Below are 20,794 nucleotides of genomic sequence, written 5' to 3'. Positions count from 1 at the left end.
ATTTTTATTTAAACCAATCATTTTAATTTTTTGTTTTCATTGTGTAAACAATAATGAAAGATGTTTATATTGCGAGTTATTAGTGTCACATTAAAGCTTTCCAAATTGTATTGAAGGCAGAATGATGCTTTTAAAACGTCCAATTAAAACCAAATACTAACTTAAAACTAATTAAATTTATTGAATATGGGTATTTTATCTTTTGCTGCATTCACTTTACTTGTAGCTGTAATTGCTTGGTGGTCTACACGAAAAACGGATGAGAATTCGTCTGATGGCTATTTCTTAGGGGGAAGAAGTTTAACAGGCCCCGTTATTGCAGGATCATTATTATTAACTAATTTATCTACCGAACAAATTGTAGGTATGAATGGTGTGTCATTCAGAGATGGTATCCCAATTATGGCTTATGAGGTTTTAGCTGCCATAGCCATGGTTTTTACGGCTTTTGTTTTGTTGCCTAAGTACCTAAAGAGTGGTATTGCAACCATACCTCAATTTCTGGAAAATCGCTATGGTAAAAGTACAAAAACCATTGTGTCGTTATTGTTTTTGTTAGGCTATGCTATTTCTATGCTGCCCACCGTGTTATATTCTGGTGCATTGGCTATAAATACCATGTTTGAAATTCCGGAGATGTTAGGCACTGGTCCAGAAACTACACTTTGGATAACCGTTTGGTCTATAGGAATCATAGGAAGTATCTATGCTATTTTTGGTGGCTTGAAAGCGGTTGCGGTATCCGACTCTATTAATGCGGTAGGGTTAATTATAGGAGGCTCTTTAATTCCAATCTTTGGTTTAATGAAAATTGGAGATGGCAATGTGTTTACTGGCTTAGATAGATTGGTAACAAAGCTTCCTGAAAAATTTGATATTATAGGAGGGCCTGGTTCTGATGTGCCATTTTGGACACTTTTTACGGGAATGATTATTGTGAATTTCTATTATTGGGGAACCAATCAAGCCATTATTCAAAGAGCGCTTGGTGCTAAAAATTTAAAAGAAGGTCAAAAAGGTCTTTTGTTGGCGGCATTCATAAAAATATTAGGGCCATTTATTGTAGTGCTCCCAGGTATTATTGCATTTTATATTTTTAATGGTGATTTAGCAAATCCAGATGAAGCATACCCAATGGTAGTAAAAGCAGTATTGCCAATTGCATTTATTGGTTTCTTTGCAGCGGTACTTTTTGGAGCTATTTTAAGCTCGTTCAATAGTGCTTTAAATAGTTCGGTTACACTATTTGGTTTGGATTTTTATAAAGAATATGTCAATAAAGACGCTTCGGAAAAACAAGTTGTAAAAGCGGGTAAAATTTTCGGTATCGTTCTAGCAATATTCTCTATGGCTATAGCGCCGCTATTATATGGTGTTCAAGGTGGTATTTTTACATATTTACAACAATTAAACGGTACGCACAGTGTGCCTATTTTAGCTATTATATTAGTTGGGATATTCTCTAAACGGGTTTCAGCTAAAGCAGCAAATATCTCTATTTTGTTTAGTGCCGTTACTTATTTAGTTACTTTATATGTGATTAAGCCCGATATGCACTTCTTGCATCTCATGGGTGTTTTGTTTGTGTTAACTATCATCATCATGTTTGTTGTAAGTAAATTTTATCCAAGAGCAACAGATTACGAACAGGAATATACCAAACAAGTGGATATTACAAACTGGATATATTTAAAACCCGTTGGATATACAGTTGTTGCTGCAGTTATAGGACTTTATATTTATTTATCGTAAGCCAATTTTATCCCAATAAAAGTTTCTTGAATTGAAACAATTCAGGGTTTTAGCTTCTTAATTAAAATAATCTTAAATTTAAACCATCAAAATTTACTTTTTGATGGTTTTTTATTTTTCAGAAGTTGAATTTTTAAAACAATTGGTTTTGAAAGTAAATCACTTATTTGACGACTGAACTTTGACTTCAATAGAAGATAAATATTAATTAAAGAAAGGAAAACATTCATATGCTCACTTGGAAAGATGTCATCAACTTTTCCGTAAAAGGAAATCTAACTCCAGATAAACGTGTTGAAAAAACCGATGCTGAATGGAGAAACATATTAACCCCAGAACAGTTTAGAATTACAAGACATAAAGGAACGGAGCGCCCGCATAGTGGTGCGCTTTGTACCATTCATGAAGCAGGTAAGTACAATTGTGTATGTTGTAATACACCACTGTTCGATTCAACAATTAAGTTTGAATCTGGTACTGGTTGGCCTAGTTTTACGCAACCTATTAAGCCAAATGCTATAAAGTATGAAAGAGATACCGCCTATGGAATGGTAAGGGTAGAAGTGATGTGCAATACCTGCGATGCGCATTTAGGGCACGTATTTCCTGATGGGCCTGAGCCTAGTGGGTTGCGCTATTGTATTAATTCGGAATCCATGGTATTGGAAACAGAAAGGGACGTTAAATAATGGAAAATAAAAATTTGCAAATAGCCACTTTTGGTGGTGGTTGTTTTTGGTGTACTGAAGCGGTATTTCAAGAATTAAAAGGCGTTGAAAAAGTAGTGTCCGGTTATTCTGGAGGTAATGCGCCTGGGCATCCAACCTATCGTGAAATTTGTTCGGGTTTAACGGGTCATGCCGAAGTAGTTCAAATCACTTTTGATGCGGATATCATTTCTTATGAAGATATTTTAATCATTTTCATGACCACCCACAATCCAACAACCTTGAACAAACAAGGTGCCGATATAGGTACGCAATACCGTTCGGTAATTTATTATCATGATGAAAATCAAAAGGAAATAGCTGAAAAAGTGGTTGAAAAAGTGGCTGAGTATTATGATGATCCTATTGTGACTGAAATAAGTCCTTTAAAAACATTCTATAAAGCTGAAGATTATCATCAAAACTATTATAGAAATAACAAAGAACAGGGTTATTGCAGTTTTGTAATTATGCCTAAGTTGTCGAAGCTTAGAAAATTGTATGGAGATAGATTGAAATGATGAACTTAAACATAAAAGATACTTTTAATAAAGAATTACCGGCAGATAGCGTTTTAGAAAACACAAGAAGACAGGTTGAAAAAGCCTGTTTTTCATTTGTAAATCCAAAGAAAACCGCAAAACCCGAGATGATTCACGTGTCGCCCAACATGTTAGATAATTTAGGGCTTTCAAACGATGATGCCCAAAGTGAAGCGTTTTTGAAAACCTTTACAGGAAACGCCGTTTTGCCAAATACGAAGCCTTATGCCATGTGTTATGGTGGCCATCAATTTGGAAATTGGGCAGGACAATTGGGTGATGGTCGCGCTATTAATTTAGCAGAAGTTGAACACGGTAACAACCATTGGGCACTTCAATTGAAAGGTGCCGGTGAAACGCCCTATTCCAGAACTGCCGATGGGTTGGCGGTGTTACGTTCATCCATTCGGGAGTATTTGTGTAGCGAAGCCATGAACCATTTAGGTGTGCCTACTACCCGAGCCTTATCGTTGGCATTAACTGGCGACCAAGTATTGCGCGATGTGTTGTACAATGGCAATCCCGAATATGAAAAAGGAGCGGTTGTTTGTAGGGTAGCGCCATCATTTTTGCGCTTCGGGAATTATGAAATTTTTGCAGCTAGACAAGATTTTAAAACACTAAAAACCTTAGTGGATTATACCATTAAACATTTTTTTGGTCATTTGGGCGAACCTTCAAAAGACACCTATTTAGCTTTTTTTAGTGAAGTTTCTGAACGTACTTTGGATATGATCATCCACTGGCAACGTGTTGGTTTTGTACATGGCGTTATGAATACCGATAATATGTCTATTTTAGGTTTAACCATCGATTACGGACCTTACGGTTGGCTAGAAGGTTTTGATTTTGGTTGGACCCCAAATACCACCGACCGTCAACATAAACGGTACCGTTTCGGGAATCAGCCTAATATTGGGCTTTGGAATTTATACAAATTGGCCAATGCCTTATACCCTTTAATTAAAGAAACTGAGCCTTTAGAAGCTATTTTAGACCAATACAAAATAGATTTTGAAACAAAGTCTTTAGCCATGATGCGTTCAAAATTAGGTTTGGAAGTTGAAGATGCGCTAGACGCTTCTTTGATTCAGAATTTGGAAGATAATTTATTGCTTGCCGAAACCGATATGACCATTTTCTTTAGAAAACTAAGCGATTTCAATATAGAAAAACCTTCCGAATCTATAGAACTTATCAAGGATGCTTTTTATGTTTCAACGGAAATAACCGAGGAAATTCAGCAAAAATGGGAAACTTGGTTTCAACGTTATGCCAAGCGTTTGGAACAGGAACAAACAACTTCCGAAGTAAGGAAAGAAAACATGAACAGGGTAAATCCGAAATATATTTTGAGGAATTATATGGCGCAATTAGCTATTGATGACGCCGATAAAGGCGATTATAAGTTGATTGACGAATTGTTTCAAATGCTTAAAAAACCATATGATGAACAACCCGAATACGAAAAATGGTTTGCTAAACGTCCGGATTGGGCACGGCATAAAGTAGGTTGTTCCATGCTGTCGTGCAGTTCGTAAAAAATTTGATTAATCAAAAAGAGATGGCTTTAGGATTAGGAATGGCGGCCATAGGAAGACCGCATTATATTAACGTAAGAACCAATACCATTGCAAAAAGTGATGTAAACGAGCTTAAAGCCAATGGTTTTAAAGTGCTGGATGCAGCTTACAATTTGGGTGTTCGGTATTTTGATACGGCGCCGGGTTACGGTTTAGCCGAAGATTTGTTGATTCAATGGTTGGCGACAAAAAATGATAAAAGCCTTCAAGTAGGGACAAAATGGGGGTATACCTATACTGCCAATTTTGATAAAAATGCCACTGTTCATGAAGTGAAAGAACACAGTATTTCGAAATTAAAAGAACAATGGCAGGTATCCAAAAAGCTGTTGCCTTTTTTAACCACCTATCAAATTCATTCCGCAACCTTAGAAACCGGGGTTTTGGAAAATGCAGAAGTGTTAAACCAGTTGGCTTTTTTAAAGAACGAACATCAAATTAAAATTGGAATTTCCACAACGGGCGATAACCAAGTAGAGGTTATTAAAAAAGCATTGGATGTTCATGTAGAAGGCGAGTTACTGTTCGATACCTTTCAGAGTACCTATAATATTTTAGAACAAAGTATTTTAGGTATTCGTACTCAATTGAAAGAAAATGGCAAACAGTTAATAGTTAAAGAAGCTTTGGCAAACGGCAGGATTTTTAGAAACAAAAATTACCCTAAGTATGATATGTTCTATAGTGCTTTAGAAAGTCTTTCTAATAAATATGCTGTGAGTGTAGATGCCATTGCGCTACAGTTTTGTAATGCAACCATTCCAGAAAGTATGGTTTTGAGTGGTGCGAGTACAATAAGTCAGTTAGAAGAAAATTTAAAAGTAAACACTTTCGTTTTAAGTGAAGAAGATGTTATGCTTTTAAAAAGTTTTAGTGTTGAACCCTTTGATTATTGGAAGGAGCGTAAGCAATTACAATGGAATTAATTTCTAAAATAGCCTTAGGTGGTGGTTGCCATTGGTGTACCGAAGCTGTTTTTCAATCCTTACTTGGCGTTGAGAACGTAGAGCAAGGTTACGTAGCATCGGTTAATGAAAATACAGCCTTCTCTGAAGCTGTTATTGTTCATTTTAAGCCAGAGGTCATTTCATTAGAAACACTCATCGAAGTACATCTGCATACCCATAAAAGCACGAGCAATCATTCCATGCGTACCAAATACCGTTCGGCTATTTATACGTTTTCAGAAGAGCAAAATCAACAATCAAAAGCTATTGTTAATAATTTTCAAAAGGCATTTGGTAGCAAATTAATAACCAAGGTGTATCCGTTTCAGTCTTTTAAAGCCTCTAGAAAATCGATTCAGAATTATTATCAAAATAATCCTGAGAAACCATTTTGTGAAACGTTTATCAACCCAAAATTAAAATTCTTGTTAGAACACTTTTCAAAACAAACCAATATCAAAAAATTAAAACATTTAATTAAACAAGAGCAGATAACATAGGTTTTGTTGTTTTAAAAAAGGGAACTAACGTATTTTTGTAAAGAATCATACATTGAATTAAACATATGACTACTGTAAACGATTTATTAAATTTATTGGTTTTGGAAAAAATTAGTGATACCGAATTTAATGGTATTAGTAAAACCATTGGTAGCCCCATTGTTTTTGGTGGACAGGTGTTAGCGCAAGCCATAAATGCTGCCAGTAGAACCATAACCAATAATAGGGTGTTGCACTCAATGCATTCCTATTTTTTAGAGGCTGGAAATTTAGAATTACCCATTACCTATAACGTAAGTGTTGTGAGAGATGGTGGTAGTTTTTCGGTGCGCAGGGTTACAGCACATCAAAAAAATAGGACTATTTTTATATTATCGGCATCGTTTCATAAAGAAGAGGAAGGTTACGACCATCAAATACCTATGGAATCTGGTTTAAAGCAACCCGAGGAGCTATTGAGTTGGACAGAAATTCTTCAACAATATGGAGATTTTTTACCTAGTAGTATGAAAACATTTTTGAAAATAGAACGTCCGGTAGAATTTAAACCCACTGAAATAGTGAACCCCCTAGACAAAAAAGATTTACCACCATTTAGCAACGTGTGGTTTAAGTTGAAGGGAAGTACTAAAGATTTAGATTTAGCCACAAAACAGCAGGTGCTTACCTATATTTCAGACTATAATATTTTAAGTTCTACCTTGTATCCGCATGCCAGTAAAGCGCATTGGGGCAATACACAAACCGCTAGTTTAGATCATTCTATGTGGTATTTTCGGGATTTCGATTTTGATGATTGGATGTTGTACTCGATGGAGTCTCCAAGCGCAACCAGTGCCAGAGGTTTTGCAAGAGGAAACATATTTACAAGAGATGGAAAATTAATAGCATCGGTAGCCCAAGAAGGATTAGTGCGACCTATTGTTAAGTGAAAATAATATAACGATTTTTAAAAATTTGTAATTTGCTTTAGGAAATTAAGACTAATCAAATTAATTGTATTTTTACAATATCTTAATTTAAAAACATGGATTTGTATAAACATTTAGAATCTCCAATGATTTTAAAAATAAGTTTTAATGAACTTCTTAAAACTTACGAGCAGATGCTGCATAGTGATGATGAGATTCTTGCAGCTAAAGCGAAGCGTATTCTAGAAATTCAAAAACCCTATCCTGAATTAAGAGAGGGCTTTACAGATTTATCGTTGCTTGAAACGTATAAAAAAGAAATAGCCATTATTCTTCAAGATTCTTTCAGCCCTATTTTAACTAATAATGAAATTAAAACCGCAACGGTGCCGTTTCAAAATATTATTTATAATGCTTCAAATAGGTTTCAAAAAATTTTAAAAAATGCTGGTGATGATTTTGTTTTAAAAATAGAAAACATGCCAGAACACGATACATATATTGCTACATGTACCGTTATTTTAAACTATTGTTATGGCTATAATTTAAATTTAAAACGACCGTTTTTTTATGAAATTCCAGACGAAAACGGTATTTTAAGGTATTATAAAATTTTGTACAATGCCGATTTTTGTGAAATTATACCAACAGAAAAAGCCGTAAAAATTACCCAAGAAGACTATGATGTACTATTGGATAATTACGATAATATAGAACTTTGGAAAGAGAAATTTCCACCGAATAGTTACATTTTTAAAGGGTTGGTTATCTCAAATATTTTTGATGTAACGGATGATCAGTCTATTTCAAATGTTAAATCAAGTCTTATTTCAAAAGATAAACGTAGCGATGAAAACTTTATAGAAAGATTTCAAGGTGTTTTTAGCTCGCTATTAGGAATTAAAGATATTCGCGTAGGTTTTTCAATCTACAATAAGGAAGAAGACTCATTCGAACCAGTTTATGGTGAGGGGATGCATAGTTTTTTATTGAATGCGAATGAAACAACCCCGTGTAAAAGTGCTTTATGTGCGGGGTCTTATAAGCAGCTGCTTGAAGAGAAAAAATTCTACACCCTTTCAGATGTTGATAAATATTATGAACTATCTAAAGGAAAAGCACCTCAAATAGCCGTATTAAAAAACCAAGGTATTAAAAGTGCTATTTTGGCACCCATTGCAGATGATAATGAGTTATTGGGTATTTTGGAAATTGTTTCTAACAATGCGAAGGTTTTAAACAGCATCAATGCCAATAAATTAATAGATGTGATGCCGTATATCGTTTCGGCGGTCTTACGTTCAAAAAAGGAAGAAGAAAACCTAATAGAAGCCGTAATTCAGCAAGAATGCACGTCTATACATCCAAGTGTTTCGTGGAAATTTAGAAAAGAGGCTAAAGTTTTTATTCAAGAGCAATTAAAAGGCAATCAAGCGGTATTTAATAAAATTTCGTTCGAAGATATTTATCCTTTATATGGTCAAATAGATATTAAAGGGTCTTCAGAAGCTAGAAATTGGGCAACCCAACAAGATTTGTCACTACAACTTAACAGTGTAAAAACTATTTTGGAGGCTGCCTTTAAAGAAGAAGCCTTTCCTATATATGAGCAATTTATATTTCAAATAGATGGTTATTTAGAAAAGTTAAATATAGATTTTCAAGTAGATAGTGAGCAGCAAATTTCTGTTTTTTTAAAGAATGATATCAATCCATTATTTGAGTACTTATCAAAATTTGAAGCTTTAACTACGCTTATAAAGAGTTACCAAGAAACCATTGATGCCAAGGTGGGTGCTTTTTACAAGCACAGAAAAAATTATGATGATACTATTGCCAGCATCAATAAAAAAATGGCGTCACTTCTTGATAAAAAGCAAGTAGAAGCACAAAAAATGTATCCGCATTATTTTGAACGTTTTAAAACAGATGGTGTAGAGCATAACATGTATATAGGAGAATCTATAACCAAAGAAGATAGCTTTAATCTTATATATTTATATAATTTAAGGCTGTGGCAATTACAGGTTATGTGCGAAATGGAAAACGCTTATTACAAAATGCAATCAACATTTTCTATTGGGTTAGATGTGGCTTCTATGGTTTTGGTATTTAACCAACCATTATCTATTAGTTTTAGAATGGATGAAAAACAGTTTGATGTAGACGGCACTTATAATGCACGCTATGAAATTGTAAAAAAACGCGTGGATAAGGCGTATATAAAAGGCACGAAGGAACGTGTTACCCAAAAAGGGAAAATCAGTATTATTTATTCCCAAAAACAAGACGAGTTGGAGTACTTACGTTATATAAAATTTTTACAATCTAAAAATTATTTAGATACCGATGTGGAAATTGTAGAGCTTCAAGATTTACAATCTGTAACTGGGCTTAAAGCCATTCGGGTAAGCCTCTTGTATAGTGCAAATAATAAAGAAAAAACATTTTATTCTTATAACGACTTAATTAAAGAAATTAATAATTAACGTGCATACAGTTTAAAGGCTAATGCAAAAGAAATAACACTTACAATTATACCTACCATAAAAACAGTGTATGTTAGTCGGAGTATTTTGTATTTTTTATCAAGCACTAAACCTAAAAAATACAGGTCTTTTTTCATGGATGCGTATAAATAATCTCTGTCCACCATCATTTCTCCCATAGCCCATTCAAAATCTTTAAGGCTCATTTTATGGAAATTTCCAAAGAAAAGTAAATTTACTTTTTTGTTTGCAACATCTTCCTTGGTAAACTTTCCACTGGTAACATTAGGGCGTGTTGCTAAAATGGATAAAACAATAGAAGCTACCGTAAAAAGTACAAAAATAACAGTGGGTATAATTAGGTAATGGTTTGATGCATTGTCTAATTTTGATACTAAATTAGATATAACTAATGATACAATGATAGCGTTAACAGACAGTAAAATGTTCGCTTTTGTATCTGCTATATTACTTAAAGTAATGTGATTTCTTAGGGTAACCCTAAACATGGTTTCAATACCGCGTTCTGGTATTTCTGTTTTGTTTTTTTTAAAACTTAATTCTGCCTTTTTTTGTTTTAATTTAACAGCGTTTTGTTTCGTTTTATTTTGAAGTTTTAGTAATCTAGATAAATTTTTTGCCTTTGCCGCAGTCCAGTTGGTTGTGGCGGCCTCAGAGTAAAATCGATGAACGTTAGTTAAAAAGTTGATGTTTTCTTCTAACCATTCTGCACTGGTTAAAGTTTTGTTACAAGTAAGTTCCAATTCTTTTTTTAGCAATTCGGTTATATTTTCAAAATCTTTGCTTCCAATATGGGAACAATCGGCATCACGAATAATTTTTTCACTTATGTTTTTGGGGATGTAATCTTTTTTTGTGGCTATAATTAAATCTTTAACAGTTGTGATAATGTCTTCAGAAGCATTTTGGCTTTTTAAAAATTCTTCAGCAATTGCAGCACTTTTCTCTTCGTGTTTTTCTATGCTTTGTGTATAGCCCGTATCATGAAACCAGGAAGCTATTGCCACAGTCGTTTTTTCAAAATCGGTTAGTTGAGATAACTCGGATAATTCTTTTGTTTTTTTTACCACGCGTTGGGTATGCGATACATTATGATATGTAAAGTTGCTGTTCAGCTTTTCATTTAATAAATGAATAACGTATTTTTCAGATGCTTCAATAAGATGGTCCATTCGGGAATGTGATTTAGGTAAAAATACTAAACTTTAGCGAATTTAAGGGTTCGTGGTTATTTGTCGTAAATTTACAAAATGCTTTCTGGTTCTTATGCATTTAGTTTTGTAAGGTGATACTAAAAATATCTACTTACATGAGGAAAAAGTAAGTATAGTAAATTGCAGGATATTTAGTGATAATTTATCTTTATAAAAAAAGTAACCAACCGAATGATTTTTAAAATAAGAATACTTGCTGTTTTTTTTTCAGTTTTATTTTTTAACGCCTGTGCCACTTATAATCCCCAATATAAAAACACAAGTTGGAAAAACGAGGCGTCTCAAAAAAGTATTGCTCATTCGTTTTACTTAATTGGCGATGCAGGAAATTCACCTTTGGGCACATCTTCAAAAGCATTGCAAGCATTCAAAAATACCTTAAGTAAAGCTAAAAAAAATAGTACGGCTATTTTTTTAGGGGATAATATATATCCAAAAGGATTGCCTAAGAAGGATGATGAAAGAAGAGCGTTTGCAGAACATCAACTAGATGTTCAAACAGAAGCTGTTGCTCATTTTAAAGGAAAAACTATTTTCATTCCTGGAAATCACGATTGGTATTCTGGCATTAACGGTTTGAAACGGCAAGAAGATTATGTTGAAGACAAATTAGGGAAAAATACTTTTCTGCCAGAGAACGGCTGCCCAATAGAGAAAGTGAACATTTCAGATGATATTGTTTTGATTGTTATAGATTCGGAATGGTATTTAACCGATTGGGATAAGCACCCCATTATTAATGATGAATGTGAAATAAAAACCAGATCCAAGTTTTTTGATGAGTTGGAAGGTGAAATTAAAAAAGCTGACGGAAAAACAACATTAATTGCAGTTCACCATCCTATGTTTACCAATGGATCTCATGGTGGACAATATGCATTTTCAAATTATTTAAAGCCATTACCGGTATTAGGGACCTTAAAAAATTTGATTAGAAAAGCTGGGGGCGTTGCAACCGTAGATGTGCAGAATAAACTTTACAACGAATTTAGAAAGCGTATTATTACCCTTTCACAAGAAAACGATAAAGTAATTTTTGTATCTGGGCACGACCATAATTTACAATACATAGTTCGAGATAATTTACCACAAATAGTTAGCGGGTCGGGGTCTAAAACAACAGCAACCAGAAATGTTGGTACAGGTTTGTTTTCTTATGGATCCCCTGGTTATGCGGTGTTGGATGTTTATACTGATGGGTCGTCTCAAGTGCGTTTTTACACAGCTGAAGAGAATAAAGTGGTTTTTCAAGCAGAAGTGTTTTCAAATGATGAAAAAGAAAAAGAGGTTATTTATCCAAAAGCGTTTCCACAAACAAAAATAGCTTCTATCTATACGAATGAAGAAATAGATAAAAATGGTATATACAAAACACTTTGGGGAGAGCGTTTTAGAAAGTATTACGGTATAGAAATAGAAGCGCCCACGGTAAATTTAGACACACTATTTGGAGGTCTAACCCCTATTCGAAAAGGTGGAGGGCATCAATCAAAATCTTTGAGGTTAAAAGATAAGCAAGGAAGAGAGTATGTAATGCGTGCGCTTCGAAAAAATGCCATTCAGTACTTGCAAGCTGTGGCATTTAAAGATCAGTATATAGAAGGTCAGTTTGAAGATACTGTTACACAAGAATTGTTACAAGATGTTTTTACAGGGTCGCATCCCTATGCGCCTTTTGTAATAGGAGATTTAGCAGATGCTGTAGGTGTTTATCATACAAACCCCGTACTGTATTATGTGCCGAAACAAAAAGCTATTGAGGGTTTTAATGACGAATTTGGCGACGAATTGTACATGATTGAAGAACGTACAGATGAGGGTCATGGCAATAAAGCTAGTTTTGGTTTTTCAAACGCCATGATTAGTACCGACGATTTGTTGAATAAAATTAATGAAGATGAAGATTTTATTTTAGATGAAGTCGCATACATTCGAGCGCGCTTATTTGATATGCTCATTGGTGATTGGGACCGGCATGAAGACCAATGGCGCTGGGCAGAATTTAAAGAAAAAGGTAGAAAAGTATATAGACCTATTCCCAGAGATAGAGATCAGGCGTTTTCTAAAATGGCTGATGGTGCTTTGCTAGGGGCTGTTACTTCGTTAATTCCTGGTTTGCGGTTAATGAAGTCCTATGATGAAGATTTAAAAAAACCGAAGTGGTTTAATTTAGAGCCCTATTCTTTGGATATGGCATTAATTAATCAATCAAATCGAGAGGTTTGGAATGCCCAAGTAAAACAAATTTCAGAGAATTTAACCGATGCTGTTATAGATAATGCATTTGCAAATTTCCCTAAGGAAGTAAGTGATGAAAGCATTCAAGATATAAAGCGAAAACTTCAGGGCAGGCGAAGCAACCTTCAAAAAATCTCAGATGCTTATTACAACCACATGAATAAATTTGGTATTGTAAAGGGAACAAATAAAGATGATTGGTTTGAAATTGAGCGTATGCAGGATGGACAAACAAAAGTTACCGCCTATAGAATTAAAAATGGCAATAAAGGTGAAGTGTTTCATCAACGCGTATATAATTCAAATAACACCAAAGAGATTTGGATTTATGGTTTAGATGATAAAGATGTGTTTAAAGTAACTGGTAACGGCGATAAGCTAATTAAAATAATATTAGTTGGCGGTCAAAATAATGACACATACAGTATAATAAACGGAAAAAAAGTTAAGATTTATGATTATAAATCAAAAGAAAACACTTTTAAAACTTCTAACGGAAGGGTGAAGTTAACAGATGATTATGAAACGAATGTTTACGACTATAAAAAACTTAAAAACAACACCAATCAACTCATCCCTATTATAGGTGCAAATCCAGATGACGGACTTAAACTGGGGCTCTCAAACACCTATACAAAATATGATTTTGAGCGTAATCCATTTACATCGCAACACATCCTATCTGGGGCTTATTATTTTGCAACCAATGGTTTCGATTTAGGTTATAAAGGTGAATTTGCAAATGTTGTAGGCAACATGAACTTAGGGGTAAAAATACGTTTTACAAGTCCTAATTTTGCAATGAATTACTTTGGTTTTGGAAACGAAACACTAAATTACGAAGCTGATGATAACGATGGGGTAGATGTAGGTTTAGATTATAACCGCGTTAAAATTAGGTTGTTTAAGTTGGAGCCTTCGTTAATTTGGCATGGGCGTTTAGGGGCTATTTTTGAAGTGGGTCTGTCTTATGAAAACAATGAAGTAGAACAAACTGAAGGACGTTTTGTAAATCTGGTTTTAAATGATATTATTGAAGCTGGTAAAAGCTTTTATGGTATACAAGCCAAATACGAGTACCGCAATGCAAACAATAATGCATTTCCAACACTTGGTATGCAAGTGGCCCTAGAAACAGGATATAAAAATAATATAGAAACATCCCATAGTTTTGGTTATATAATACCAGAATTAGCGTTCGATTATAGGTTGATACCTAGCGGAGAGTTGGTTTTAGCAACCAAACTTAAAGCGCAAATTAATGTGGGTGATGGTTTTGAGTTTTATCAAGCCGCAAACATAGGTGCAAATAATGGTTTAAGGGGTTATAGAAATGAACGGTTTACAGGAAAAAGCGCTTTTGTACAAAGTACCGATTTGCGTTTAAATATAAGTAAAGTAAAAACTACCTTATTGCCATTAAATATAGGTGTGTATGGAGGTATGGATTATGGAAGAGTTTGGGTAGAAAATGAAGATTCAAATATATGGAATACAGCAGTGGGCGGTGGTGTGTTTGCCAATGCTGCTAATATGGTTACAGGGAATCTTTCTGTTTTTCATAGTAAAGATGGTTTTCTTATTGCTTTTAAATTAGGGTTTGGTTTCTAATAATTGATTGGGTTGTTGCAGTTTTAGGCTGTATAGGCTGCCTTCAAAACCATGGGATTTCTCGTCGGTAATATATAGAGTGTTATTGTTTTTAAAACAAATACCTTCTTTTTGAGAGTTTTCTTCTAATGTCAATTTAGCAACAGTGCCATTAAAAAAGTTAGTGCTTTTGTAATTGGAAAATATCCAAACAAATTTTGGGGTTAACAATGTTACCATTTTTCCATCTTCACTAATGTCGGCGGCTGTTACCCACGATTCCATACCGTTTCCAGTGTTAAAAGTAGCTATATATTGCGCTATGTATTTGCCAGATTTTGCAGGTATTTTATAAAGGCTTGTTTGTCCAAAATTTTTGTTTGTTCTGCTTTTTGTAAACAAGAACAAACTGTCTTTGTAATAAAAAAAGGCTTCACAATCAAAATGCCAATTGTCTTTATGTGGCGGAAATTCATTTTGATCAGGATATTTAAATTGTATTTTTTCAACCTTAATTTTTTTAGATTCGTTTAAAGCGTCATTATTTACTTTTAATACACTTAGGTTTTTTCTATCGTTATTGTTGTTTCCAAAATCACCAATGTAGATATTTCTTTTGTCGTCTGATGTTAAATCTTCCCAATCGTTATTTTTGGCTTTAATTTTTAGTTCTTTTTTAATATCACCCTTTTTATTAACCCCATAAATGGATGCTGGGTTGCCTCCATCATTTATCATCCATATCAAATCTGAATTTAACACGGTTTCAATGCCAGAAACTTCATTAAGCTTTGTTGGTAAATTGGACAATTTTTTTAAATTCCCATGATTACAGGATATAATGAGGGTAAAAATAATTAAGATTAGGTGCTTATGCATAATATGTGTTTTAATAGTGTTAAATTTACAGCGATATTTCTAATAAGAATAAAAAGTGGATAAAAAGATACTGCGCATAGGTCACCGAGGAGCTAAAGGACATTTGGCCGAAAATACGTTAGAGTCTATTAAAAAAGCATTGAGTTTAGGTGTTGATGGTGTAGAAATAGACGTACATCGTTGTGCTTCGGGGCAGTTGGTTGTTTTTCATGATTTTACTTTAGATAGAATGACAAACACTTCTGGCGAGATTTCAAAATTCACATTAAATCAATTAAAACGTGTTGAAGTAAAAGGGCATTGCCAAATACCTACACTGTCTGAAGTTTTAACCTTTGTAAACAATAAATGCCTGTTAAACGTTGAGTTAAAAGGATTGGATACAGCCCAAGAAGCCAGTAGACTTATTACATTTTTTGTAGAAAAAAAAGGTTGGGACTACAGTAATATCATCGTTTCTAGTTTTCAAGAAAACTTATTGGAAACGGTTTTTCAATCAAACCCCAATATACCTTTAGGTGTTCTTACCGATTCCAACTTGGAAAAAGCAATAGATTTTGCGAAAACCATCAATGCGGTTGCTATCCATCCAGATTATACCATGTTAACCGAAGAAATTGTTCAAAATTTAAAAGAAGATTTTAAAGTATTCACTTATACCGTAAACAATTTAAAACCCATAAAGCGAATAAAATCTTATGGTGTAGATGGTATTATTTCAGACTTTCCTGACAGATTATGATTAAAAAAGATGTGATTGTTATTGGCGGTGGTGCAGCAGGTTTTTTTGCGGCCATTAACATTGCAGAACAAAATCCGCACTTAAAAGTAGCCATCCTAGAACGTGGAAATGAAGGCTTGCAAAAGGTAAAGGTGTCTGGTGGTGGACGCTGCAACGTAACCCATGCAGAATTTATTCCTCAAGAATTAATAAAAAATTACCCGCGCGGAGAAAAGGAGTTGTTAGGACCTTTTCATCAATTTATGACTGGCGATACCATCGAGTGGTTTGAAAAAAGAGGTGTTGAACTTAAGATTGAAGAAGATGGCAGGATGTTTCCTGTGTCCAATTCATCGCAAACCATTATCGACTGTTTTTTAAGTGAGGCTGAAAAGCACCAGGTGGAGGTTTTATATAACCAAAGTGTAACAGCCATTTCTCCACAATCTAGTCACACTGAGCCTGTCGAAGTGCGATCAAATGGTTTTGAAATTTCAACCAAAGACCATATATATTCTTGCCAAAAATTAATAATAGCCACGGGTAGCAATCCTAAAATCTGGAATCTTTTAGAAAATTTAGGGCATACCATTTCACAACCTGTGCCATCGCTTTTCACCTTTGATGTGAAAGATGAGCGCATTAAAGACATTCCAGGAGTTGTGGCTTTACATGTTGAGGTTAAGGTTTTAGGAACCGATTTATGGAGTGAAGGACCTTTGCTTGTTACCCACGTAGGTTTTAGTGCGCCCGCTATTTTAAAATTATCGGCGTTTGGCGCTGTGGAGTTGGCTAAAAGAAACTATAAATTTCAAATCGAAATAAATTTTATCAGACAAACTTTTGAAGATTGTTTAGAGGTTCTTAAAGACTTAAAACACGATTTAGCTAAAAAAACAGTATTCAAATCAACTCAATTTGATTTGCCTAAGCGACTGTGGCAAAAATTGGTGTTGGCTTCCAACATGAACCCAGAAACCCGATGGGCCGATTTAAACAAAAATCAGTTAGAAAATTTAGCGGTTCAACTTACAAAAGCTGTTTTTAATGTAGATGGTAAAAGCACATTTAAAGAGGAATTTGTAACTGCAGGGGGCGTCGATTTAAAAGAAATCAACTTCAAAACCTTTGAAAGTAAACTTCATAAAAACCTGTATTTTGCGGGTGAAGTGATTAATGTGGATGCCATTACGGGAGGTTTTAACTTTCAAAATGCATGGACTGGGGCTTATATTGTAGCTAAATCTATTTCAGATTAATATATTTTTTATATATTTACTATATATAATTGATATGTCATGGGAAAGACAAAAAAATTAATCGAGTTAGACGATAAAGCTTTAGAAATTCTTGAAAAACAAGCTAAACTCCAAAAACGCTCACTCAAAAATTATTTAGAATATACTTTGGAAGATACAGCAATGCGTTACAGCGAACCCTCTGAGGCATATAAAAAAATGATGGATGATATGCTGGAGAAAATGGAAAATGGAACATTGGAAACCATGCCGGTTTCTGAGGTTTTAAAACGTTATGGGCGTGAATTATGAGATTTCCAAAGAAGCAGATATAGAACTGCAAAGGGCAATTTGCTATTTTAAATTATATAACAAGGAAGAATTTTTTATGGATGATTTGCTCAACCAGTTAAGACTTATTTGTTCGATGCCCAAAGCATTTCAACTTCGGTATAAAAAAGTAAGAATTGTAAATTTAGAACATTTCAATTTTTCAATTCATTATACAGTTTATAATAAACGCATTATCATTCTAAGAATCCTAAACCAAAATCAAGATTTCTAAAATGCCCATATACATCGCGCTTTTAAGAGGTGTCAATGTGGGAGGCCATAAAAAAGTCCCCATGGCAACATTGCGCGATTTACTAACTGCGGCAGGTTTTCAAAAGGTGCAAACCTATATTCAAAGTGGAAACGTTATTTTTCAATCTACTGCAGAAGCTTCAGAATTAGAGAAAACCATTCAAAATCTTATTTTAAATCATTTTGGGTTTGAAGTTTCTGTAATTTTAAAAACCAATAAAGAACTTCAAGCTATTCTAAATAATTGTCCGTTTTCAGAAGAAAAGAAAATGGAAAGTTATTTTATAATGTTGAATAAAATTCCGGATACCAGTTTGGTGGATGAAGTCGCAAAAATAGCCTATGAAAACGAAGAAGTTATAATAAAAAAAGATGCGCTTTATTTTTACAGTTCAACAGGTTATGGGCGTACAAAATTTAATATGAATACTTCCGAACGCAAATTAAAGGTTGTTGGCACCTCAAGAAATTACAAAACTATGGTAAAACTGTTATCTTTGTCTGCTGAAAATTAAGAAATCGCTATTAATAACTTTGCAAACTAACCCAATAAAGATAAGGCGATTGCATATGACCTTTTAAAAGCAAATAAAATGCACATATGAAATGACTGAACAACAATTTATACCTAAAACATATTCCAATACAGTTGAAAGCGGAAAAGTCACTTGGGAATCGCCCAGTAACATTGCTTTGATTAAGTATTGGGGGAAAAAGAAAGACCAAATTCCTGAAAATCCATCCATCAGTTTTACGCTTAATCATTGTAAAACCATCACAACGGTAACTTTTTCAAAAAAAGAAAATATTTCTGATTTCGAATTTGATGTGTTTTTAGATGGCGAAAAGAAAGATGATTTCAAACCGAAAATTGAAACGTTTTTTAAGCGCGTTGAAGTTTATTTGCCTTTTTTAAAAGCATATAAGTTCAAAATTGAAACCAAAAACACATTTCCGCACAGCTCTGGAATTGCATCGTCTGCATCAGGGATGAGCGCATTGGCATTGTGTTTAATGAGTATTGAAAAACAATTATTGTCAGATGTCACCTTGAGCGCAGTCGAAAGGTCTTTAAGCGATAACTATTTCAACCAAAAAGCATCATTTTTAGCGCGTTTAGGTTCTGGTTCTGCTTGTAGAAGTATAGAAGGCGATTTAATTGTTTGGGGAGAAAACGAAGTGGTTGACGGTAGCAGCGATTTGTTTGGTGTAAAATACCCGTATAAAGTCCATGACAATTTTAAAGACTATCAAGACACTATTTTGTTAGTTGATAAGGGCGAAAAACAAGTAAGCAGTACGGTTGGACATAATTTAATGCATAACCACCCATACGCAAAAAACCGATTTCAGCAAGCGCACAATCATTTGGAAAAATTAAAGCCCATTCTAGAATCGGGCGATTTGGATGCATTTATAGCCTTGATAGAAAGTGAAGCCTTAACACTTCATGCGATGATGATGACCAGTATGCCATATTTTATTTTGATGAAACCAAACACTTTGGAAATCATTAATAAAATATGGATGTTCCGTCAAAAAACGGGTTTACATATTAGTTTTACTTTAGATGCAGGGGCTAATGTACATGTGTTATATCCAAAAAATGAATCGGTTAAAATTTTAGAATTCATTAAAAATGAATTGGTTGCATATTGTCAAAACGGGCATTACATTTGCGACCAAATTGGTTTTGGAGCAAAGCAATTAACAATTGACAATTGATAATTGACAATGAAGGATTTATAGAAACCAAAGTATTATTTGTAATATGCTGCAAATTTTCTGAACAAAACAGGATTTGATGCATTTAAACGTAAATATCAGTAAATGTTGAGATTATTGATTAGTATTGTTAAATCATCTAAAGAATAATTATTAACTTTGCATTATTAATTTTTAATTAAATTAAGTGAAAGGACCATTATTTTACTCTAAAATTCTACTCTTTGGTGAGTATGGAATCATTAAAGATTCTAAAGGATTATCTATTCCTTATAATTTTTATAATGGAGCCCTAAAAACCGATAAAAATCCATCGGAAGCTGCCATAAAATCAAACGAAAGTTTAAAGCGTTTTGTTACGTATTTAGAGGCTATCAATCCTGAATTGGTAACTTTTGATATTGAAGCTTTGAAGAATGATGTGAATGAAGGCATGTATTTCGATTCGTCTATTCCGCAAGGTTATGGAGTAGGTAGTAGTGGTGCTTTAGTAGCAGCTATTTACTATAATTATGCGCATAATAAAATAACGGTTTTAGAGAATTTAACTCGTGAAAAGTTACTGACGTTAAAATCTGTTTTCTCTGAAATGGAATCTTTTTTTCATGGGAAATCTTCAGGTTTAGATCCTTTAAATAGCTATTTGAGCATTCCAATTCTTATCAATTCAAAAGATAATATTGAAGCAACCGGTATTCCATCACAAAAAGCCGATGGAAAAGGGGCTGTGTTTTTACTGGATAGCGGCATTATTGGTGAAACCGCTCCTATGGTAAGTATTTTTATGGAAAATATGAAGCAGGAAGGATTCCGTAACATGCTTAAAGACCAATTTATAAAACATACCGATGCTTGTGTGGATGATTTCTTGAAAGGTGATGTAAAGTCTTTATTTAAAAACACAAAGCAACTTTCAAAAGTGGTGTTAAACCATTTCAAACCCATGATTCCAGCACAGTTTCATGAACTTTGGAAAAAAGGTATTGAAACCAACGAGTATTACTTAAAGCTTTGTGGTTCTGGTGGCGGCGGCTATATTCTTGGTTTTACAGAGGATATTGAGAAAGCAAAAAACGCGTTAAAAGATTATAAATTAGAAGTAGTTTATAATTTCTAAAGTCCTTTTGTTGTACTGAACATGTTTCAGAATCT

At 33.9% G+C, this 20,794-nt stretch carries 18 protein-coding genes; 16 read left to right on the top strand and 2 right to left on the bottom strand.

The features are described 5' to 3' along the window. Positions 1 to 186 precede the first annotated feature (186 nt). From J8H85_RS06880 to J8H85_RS06845, 8 genes are all read left to right on the top strand, one after another. Positions 187 to 1,752, top strand: a complete 1,566-nt coding sequence (locus J8H85_RS06880) for a solute:sodium symporter family transporter (RefSeq protein ID WP_209653875.1) — start codon at positions 187 to 189, stop codon at positions 1,750 to 1,752. A 230-nt stretch (positions 1,753 to 1,982) separates the two neighbouring features. Beyond that, positions 1,983 to 2,441 (top strand): peptide-methionine (R)-S-oxide reductase MsrB, encoded by a 459-nt coding sequence (msrB, locus tag J8H85_RS06875; RefSeq protein WP_209653872.1) that lies wholly within the window; start codon positions 1,983 to 1,985, stop codon positions 2,439 to 2,441. Then, the gene (gene msrA / locus J8H85_RS06870; RefSeq protein ID WP_209653870.1) at positions 2,441 to 2,980 is read left to right on the top strand and encodes a peptide-methionine (S)-S-oxide reductase MsrA; all 540 of its coding nucleotides are present in this window, start codon (positions 2,441 to 2,443) and stop codon (positions 2,978 to 2,980) included. The genes msrB and msrA overlap by 1 nt, the downstream gene beginning before the upstream one ends. Beyond that, the gene (locus tag J8H85_RS06865) at positions 2,980 to 4,542 is read left to right on the top strand and encodes a protein adenylyltransferase SelO (RefSeq protein WP_209653942.1); all 1,563 of its coding nucleotides are present in this window, start codon (positions 2,980 to 2,982) and stop codon (positions 4,540 to 4,542) included. The genes msrA and J8H85_RS06865 overlap by 1 nt, the downstream gene beginning before the upstream one ends. Before the next feature lie 5 nt (positions 4,543 to 4,547). Continuing rightward, on the top strand, positions 4,548 to 5,510 hold the full coding sequence (locus J8H85_RS06860; protein WP_317194988.1) for an aldo/keto reductase: 963 nt from the start codon (positions 4,548 to 4,550) through the stop codon (positions 5,508 to 5,510). Continuing rightward, positions 5,501 to 6,031, top strand: a complete 531-nt coding sequence (locus J8H85_RS06855; protein ID WP_209653868.1) for a peptide-methionine (S)-S-oxide reductase — start codon at positions 5,501 to 5,503, stop codon at positions 6,029 to 6,031. The genes J8H85_RS06860 and J8H85_RS06855 overlap by 10 nt, the downstream gene beginning before the upstream one ends. Before the next feature lie 65 nt (positions 6,032 to 6,096). Beyond that, positions 6,097 to 6,963: an acyl-CoA thioesterase gene (locus J8H85_RS06850; protein WP_209653866.1), complete on the top strand. Its 867-nt coding sequence runs from the start codon at positions 6,097 to 6,099 to the stop codon at positions 6,961 to 6,963. Positions 6,964 to 7,058: 95 nt separating this feature from the next. Continuing rightward, positions 7,059 to 9,431: a GAF domain-containing protein gene (locus tag J8H85_RS06845; protein WP_209653865.1), complete on the top strand. Its 2,373-nt coding sequence runs from the start codon at positions 7,059 to 7,061 to the stop codon at positions 9,429 to 9,431. On the opposite strand, the gene J8H85_RS06840 is transcribed toward J8H85_RS06845, so the two are convergent. After that, positions 9,428 to 10,624, bottom strand: a complete 1,197-nt coding sequence (locus J8H85_RS06840) for a Pycsar system effector family protein (RefSeq protein WP_209653863.1) — start codon at positions 10,622 to 10,624, stop codon at positions 9,428 to 9,430. The two genes, J8H85_RS06845 and J8H85_RS06840, sit on opposite strands and share 4 nt — an antisense overlap. Before the next feature lie 213 nt (positions 10,625 to 10,837). Here J8H85_RS06840 and J8H85_RS06835 point away from each other — a divergent pair, with 213 nt between their 5' ends. Then, on the top strand, positions 10,838 to 14,515 hold the full coding sequence (locus J8H85_RS06835) for a metallophosphoesterase (protein ID WP_209653861.1): 3,678 nt from the start codon (positions 10,838 to 10,840) through the stop codon (positions 14,513 to 14,515). Here the strand turns inward: J8H85_RS06835 and J8H85_RS06830 are convergent. Then, on the bottom strand, positions 14,498 to 15,373 hold the full coding sequence (locus tag J8H85_RS06830; protein ID WP_245243746.1) for a hypothetical protein: 876 nt from the start codon (positions 15,371 to 15,373) through the stop codon (positions 14,498 to 14,500). The genes J8H85_RS06835 and J8H85_RS06830 overlap by 18 nt on opposite strands. Before the next feature lie 55 nt (positions 15,374 to 15,428). Here J8H85_RS06830 and J8H85_RS06825 point away from each other — a divergent pair, with 55 nt between their 5' ends. The 7 genes from J8H85_RS06825 (at position 15,429) to J8H85_RS06795 (ending at position 20,759) form a co-directional block, all read left to right on the top strand. After that, entirely contained in the window at positions 15,429 to 16,115 is a 687-nt protein-coding gene (locus tag J8H85_RS06825) for a glycerophosphodiester phosphodiesterase (protein WP_317194987.1), read from the top strand. Next, positions 16,112 to 17,353, top strand: coding sequence for a BaiN/RdsA family NAD(P)/FAD-dependent oxidoreductase (locus J8H85_RS06820; RefSeq protein WP_209653860.1), 1,242 nt, complete (start codon positions 16,112 to 16,114; stop codon positions 17,351 to 17,353). Before J8H85_RS06825 ends, J8H85_RS06820 begins: the two co-directional genes overlap by 4 nt. Positions 17,354 to 17,392: 39 nt before the next feature. Further along, on the top strand, positions 17,393 to 17,644 hold the full coding sequence (locus J8H85_RS06815; RefSeq protein ID WP_209653859.1) for a hypothetical protein: 252 nt from the start codon (positions 17,393 to 17,395) through the stop codon (positions 17,642 to 17,644). Further along, the gene (locus J8H85_RS19145; RefSeq protein WP_209653858.1) at positions 17,628 to 17,897 is read left to right on the top strand and encodes a type II toxin-antitoxin system RelE/ParE family toxin; all 270 of its coding nucleotides are present in this window, start codon (positions 17,628 to 17,630) and stop codon (positions 17,895 to 17,897) included. Before J8H85_RS06815 ends, J8H85_RS19145 begins: the two co-directional genes overlap by 17 nt. A gap of 1 nt (position 17,898) precedes the next feature. Further along, on the top strand, positions 17,899 to 18,432 hold the full coding sequence (locus J8H85_RS06805; RefSeq protein WP_209653857.1) for a DUF1697 domain-containing protein: 534 nt from the start codon (positions 17,899 to 17,901) through the stop codon (positions 18,430 to 18,432). Positions 18,433 to 18,523: 91 nt separating this feature from the next. Next, on the top strand, positions 18,524 to 19,642 hold the full coding sequence (locus J8H85_RS06800) for a diphosphomevalonate/mevalonate 3,5-bisphosphate decarboxylase family protein (protein ID WP_209653856.1): 1,119 nt from the start codon (positions 18,524 to 18,526) through the stop codon (positions 19,640 to 19,642). 187 nt (positions 19,643 to 19,829) lie between these two features. After that, on the top strand, positions 19,830 to 20,759 hold the full coding sequence (locus tag J8H85_RS06795) for a mevalonate kinase family protein (RefSeq protein ID WP_209653855.1): 930 nt from the start codon (positions 19,830 to 19,832) through the stop codon (positions 20,757 to 20,759). Positions 20,760 to 20,794: the final 35 nt, after the last annotated feature.

The organism is Mariniflexile gromovii, from assembly GCF_017814435.1.
Lineage (GTDB): Bacteria > Bacteroidota > Bacteroidia > Flavobacteriales > Flavobacteriaceae > Mariniflexile > Mariniflexile gromovii.
The sequence above is the reverse complement of the archived record's forward strand: the minus strand, read 5'-3'. Positions and strand labels throughout refer to the sequence as shown.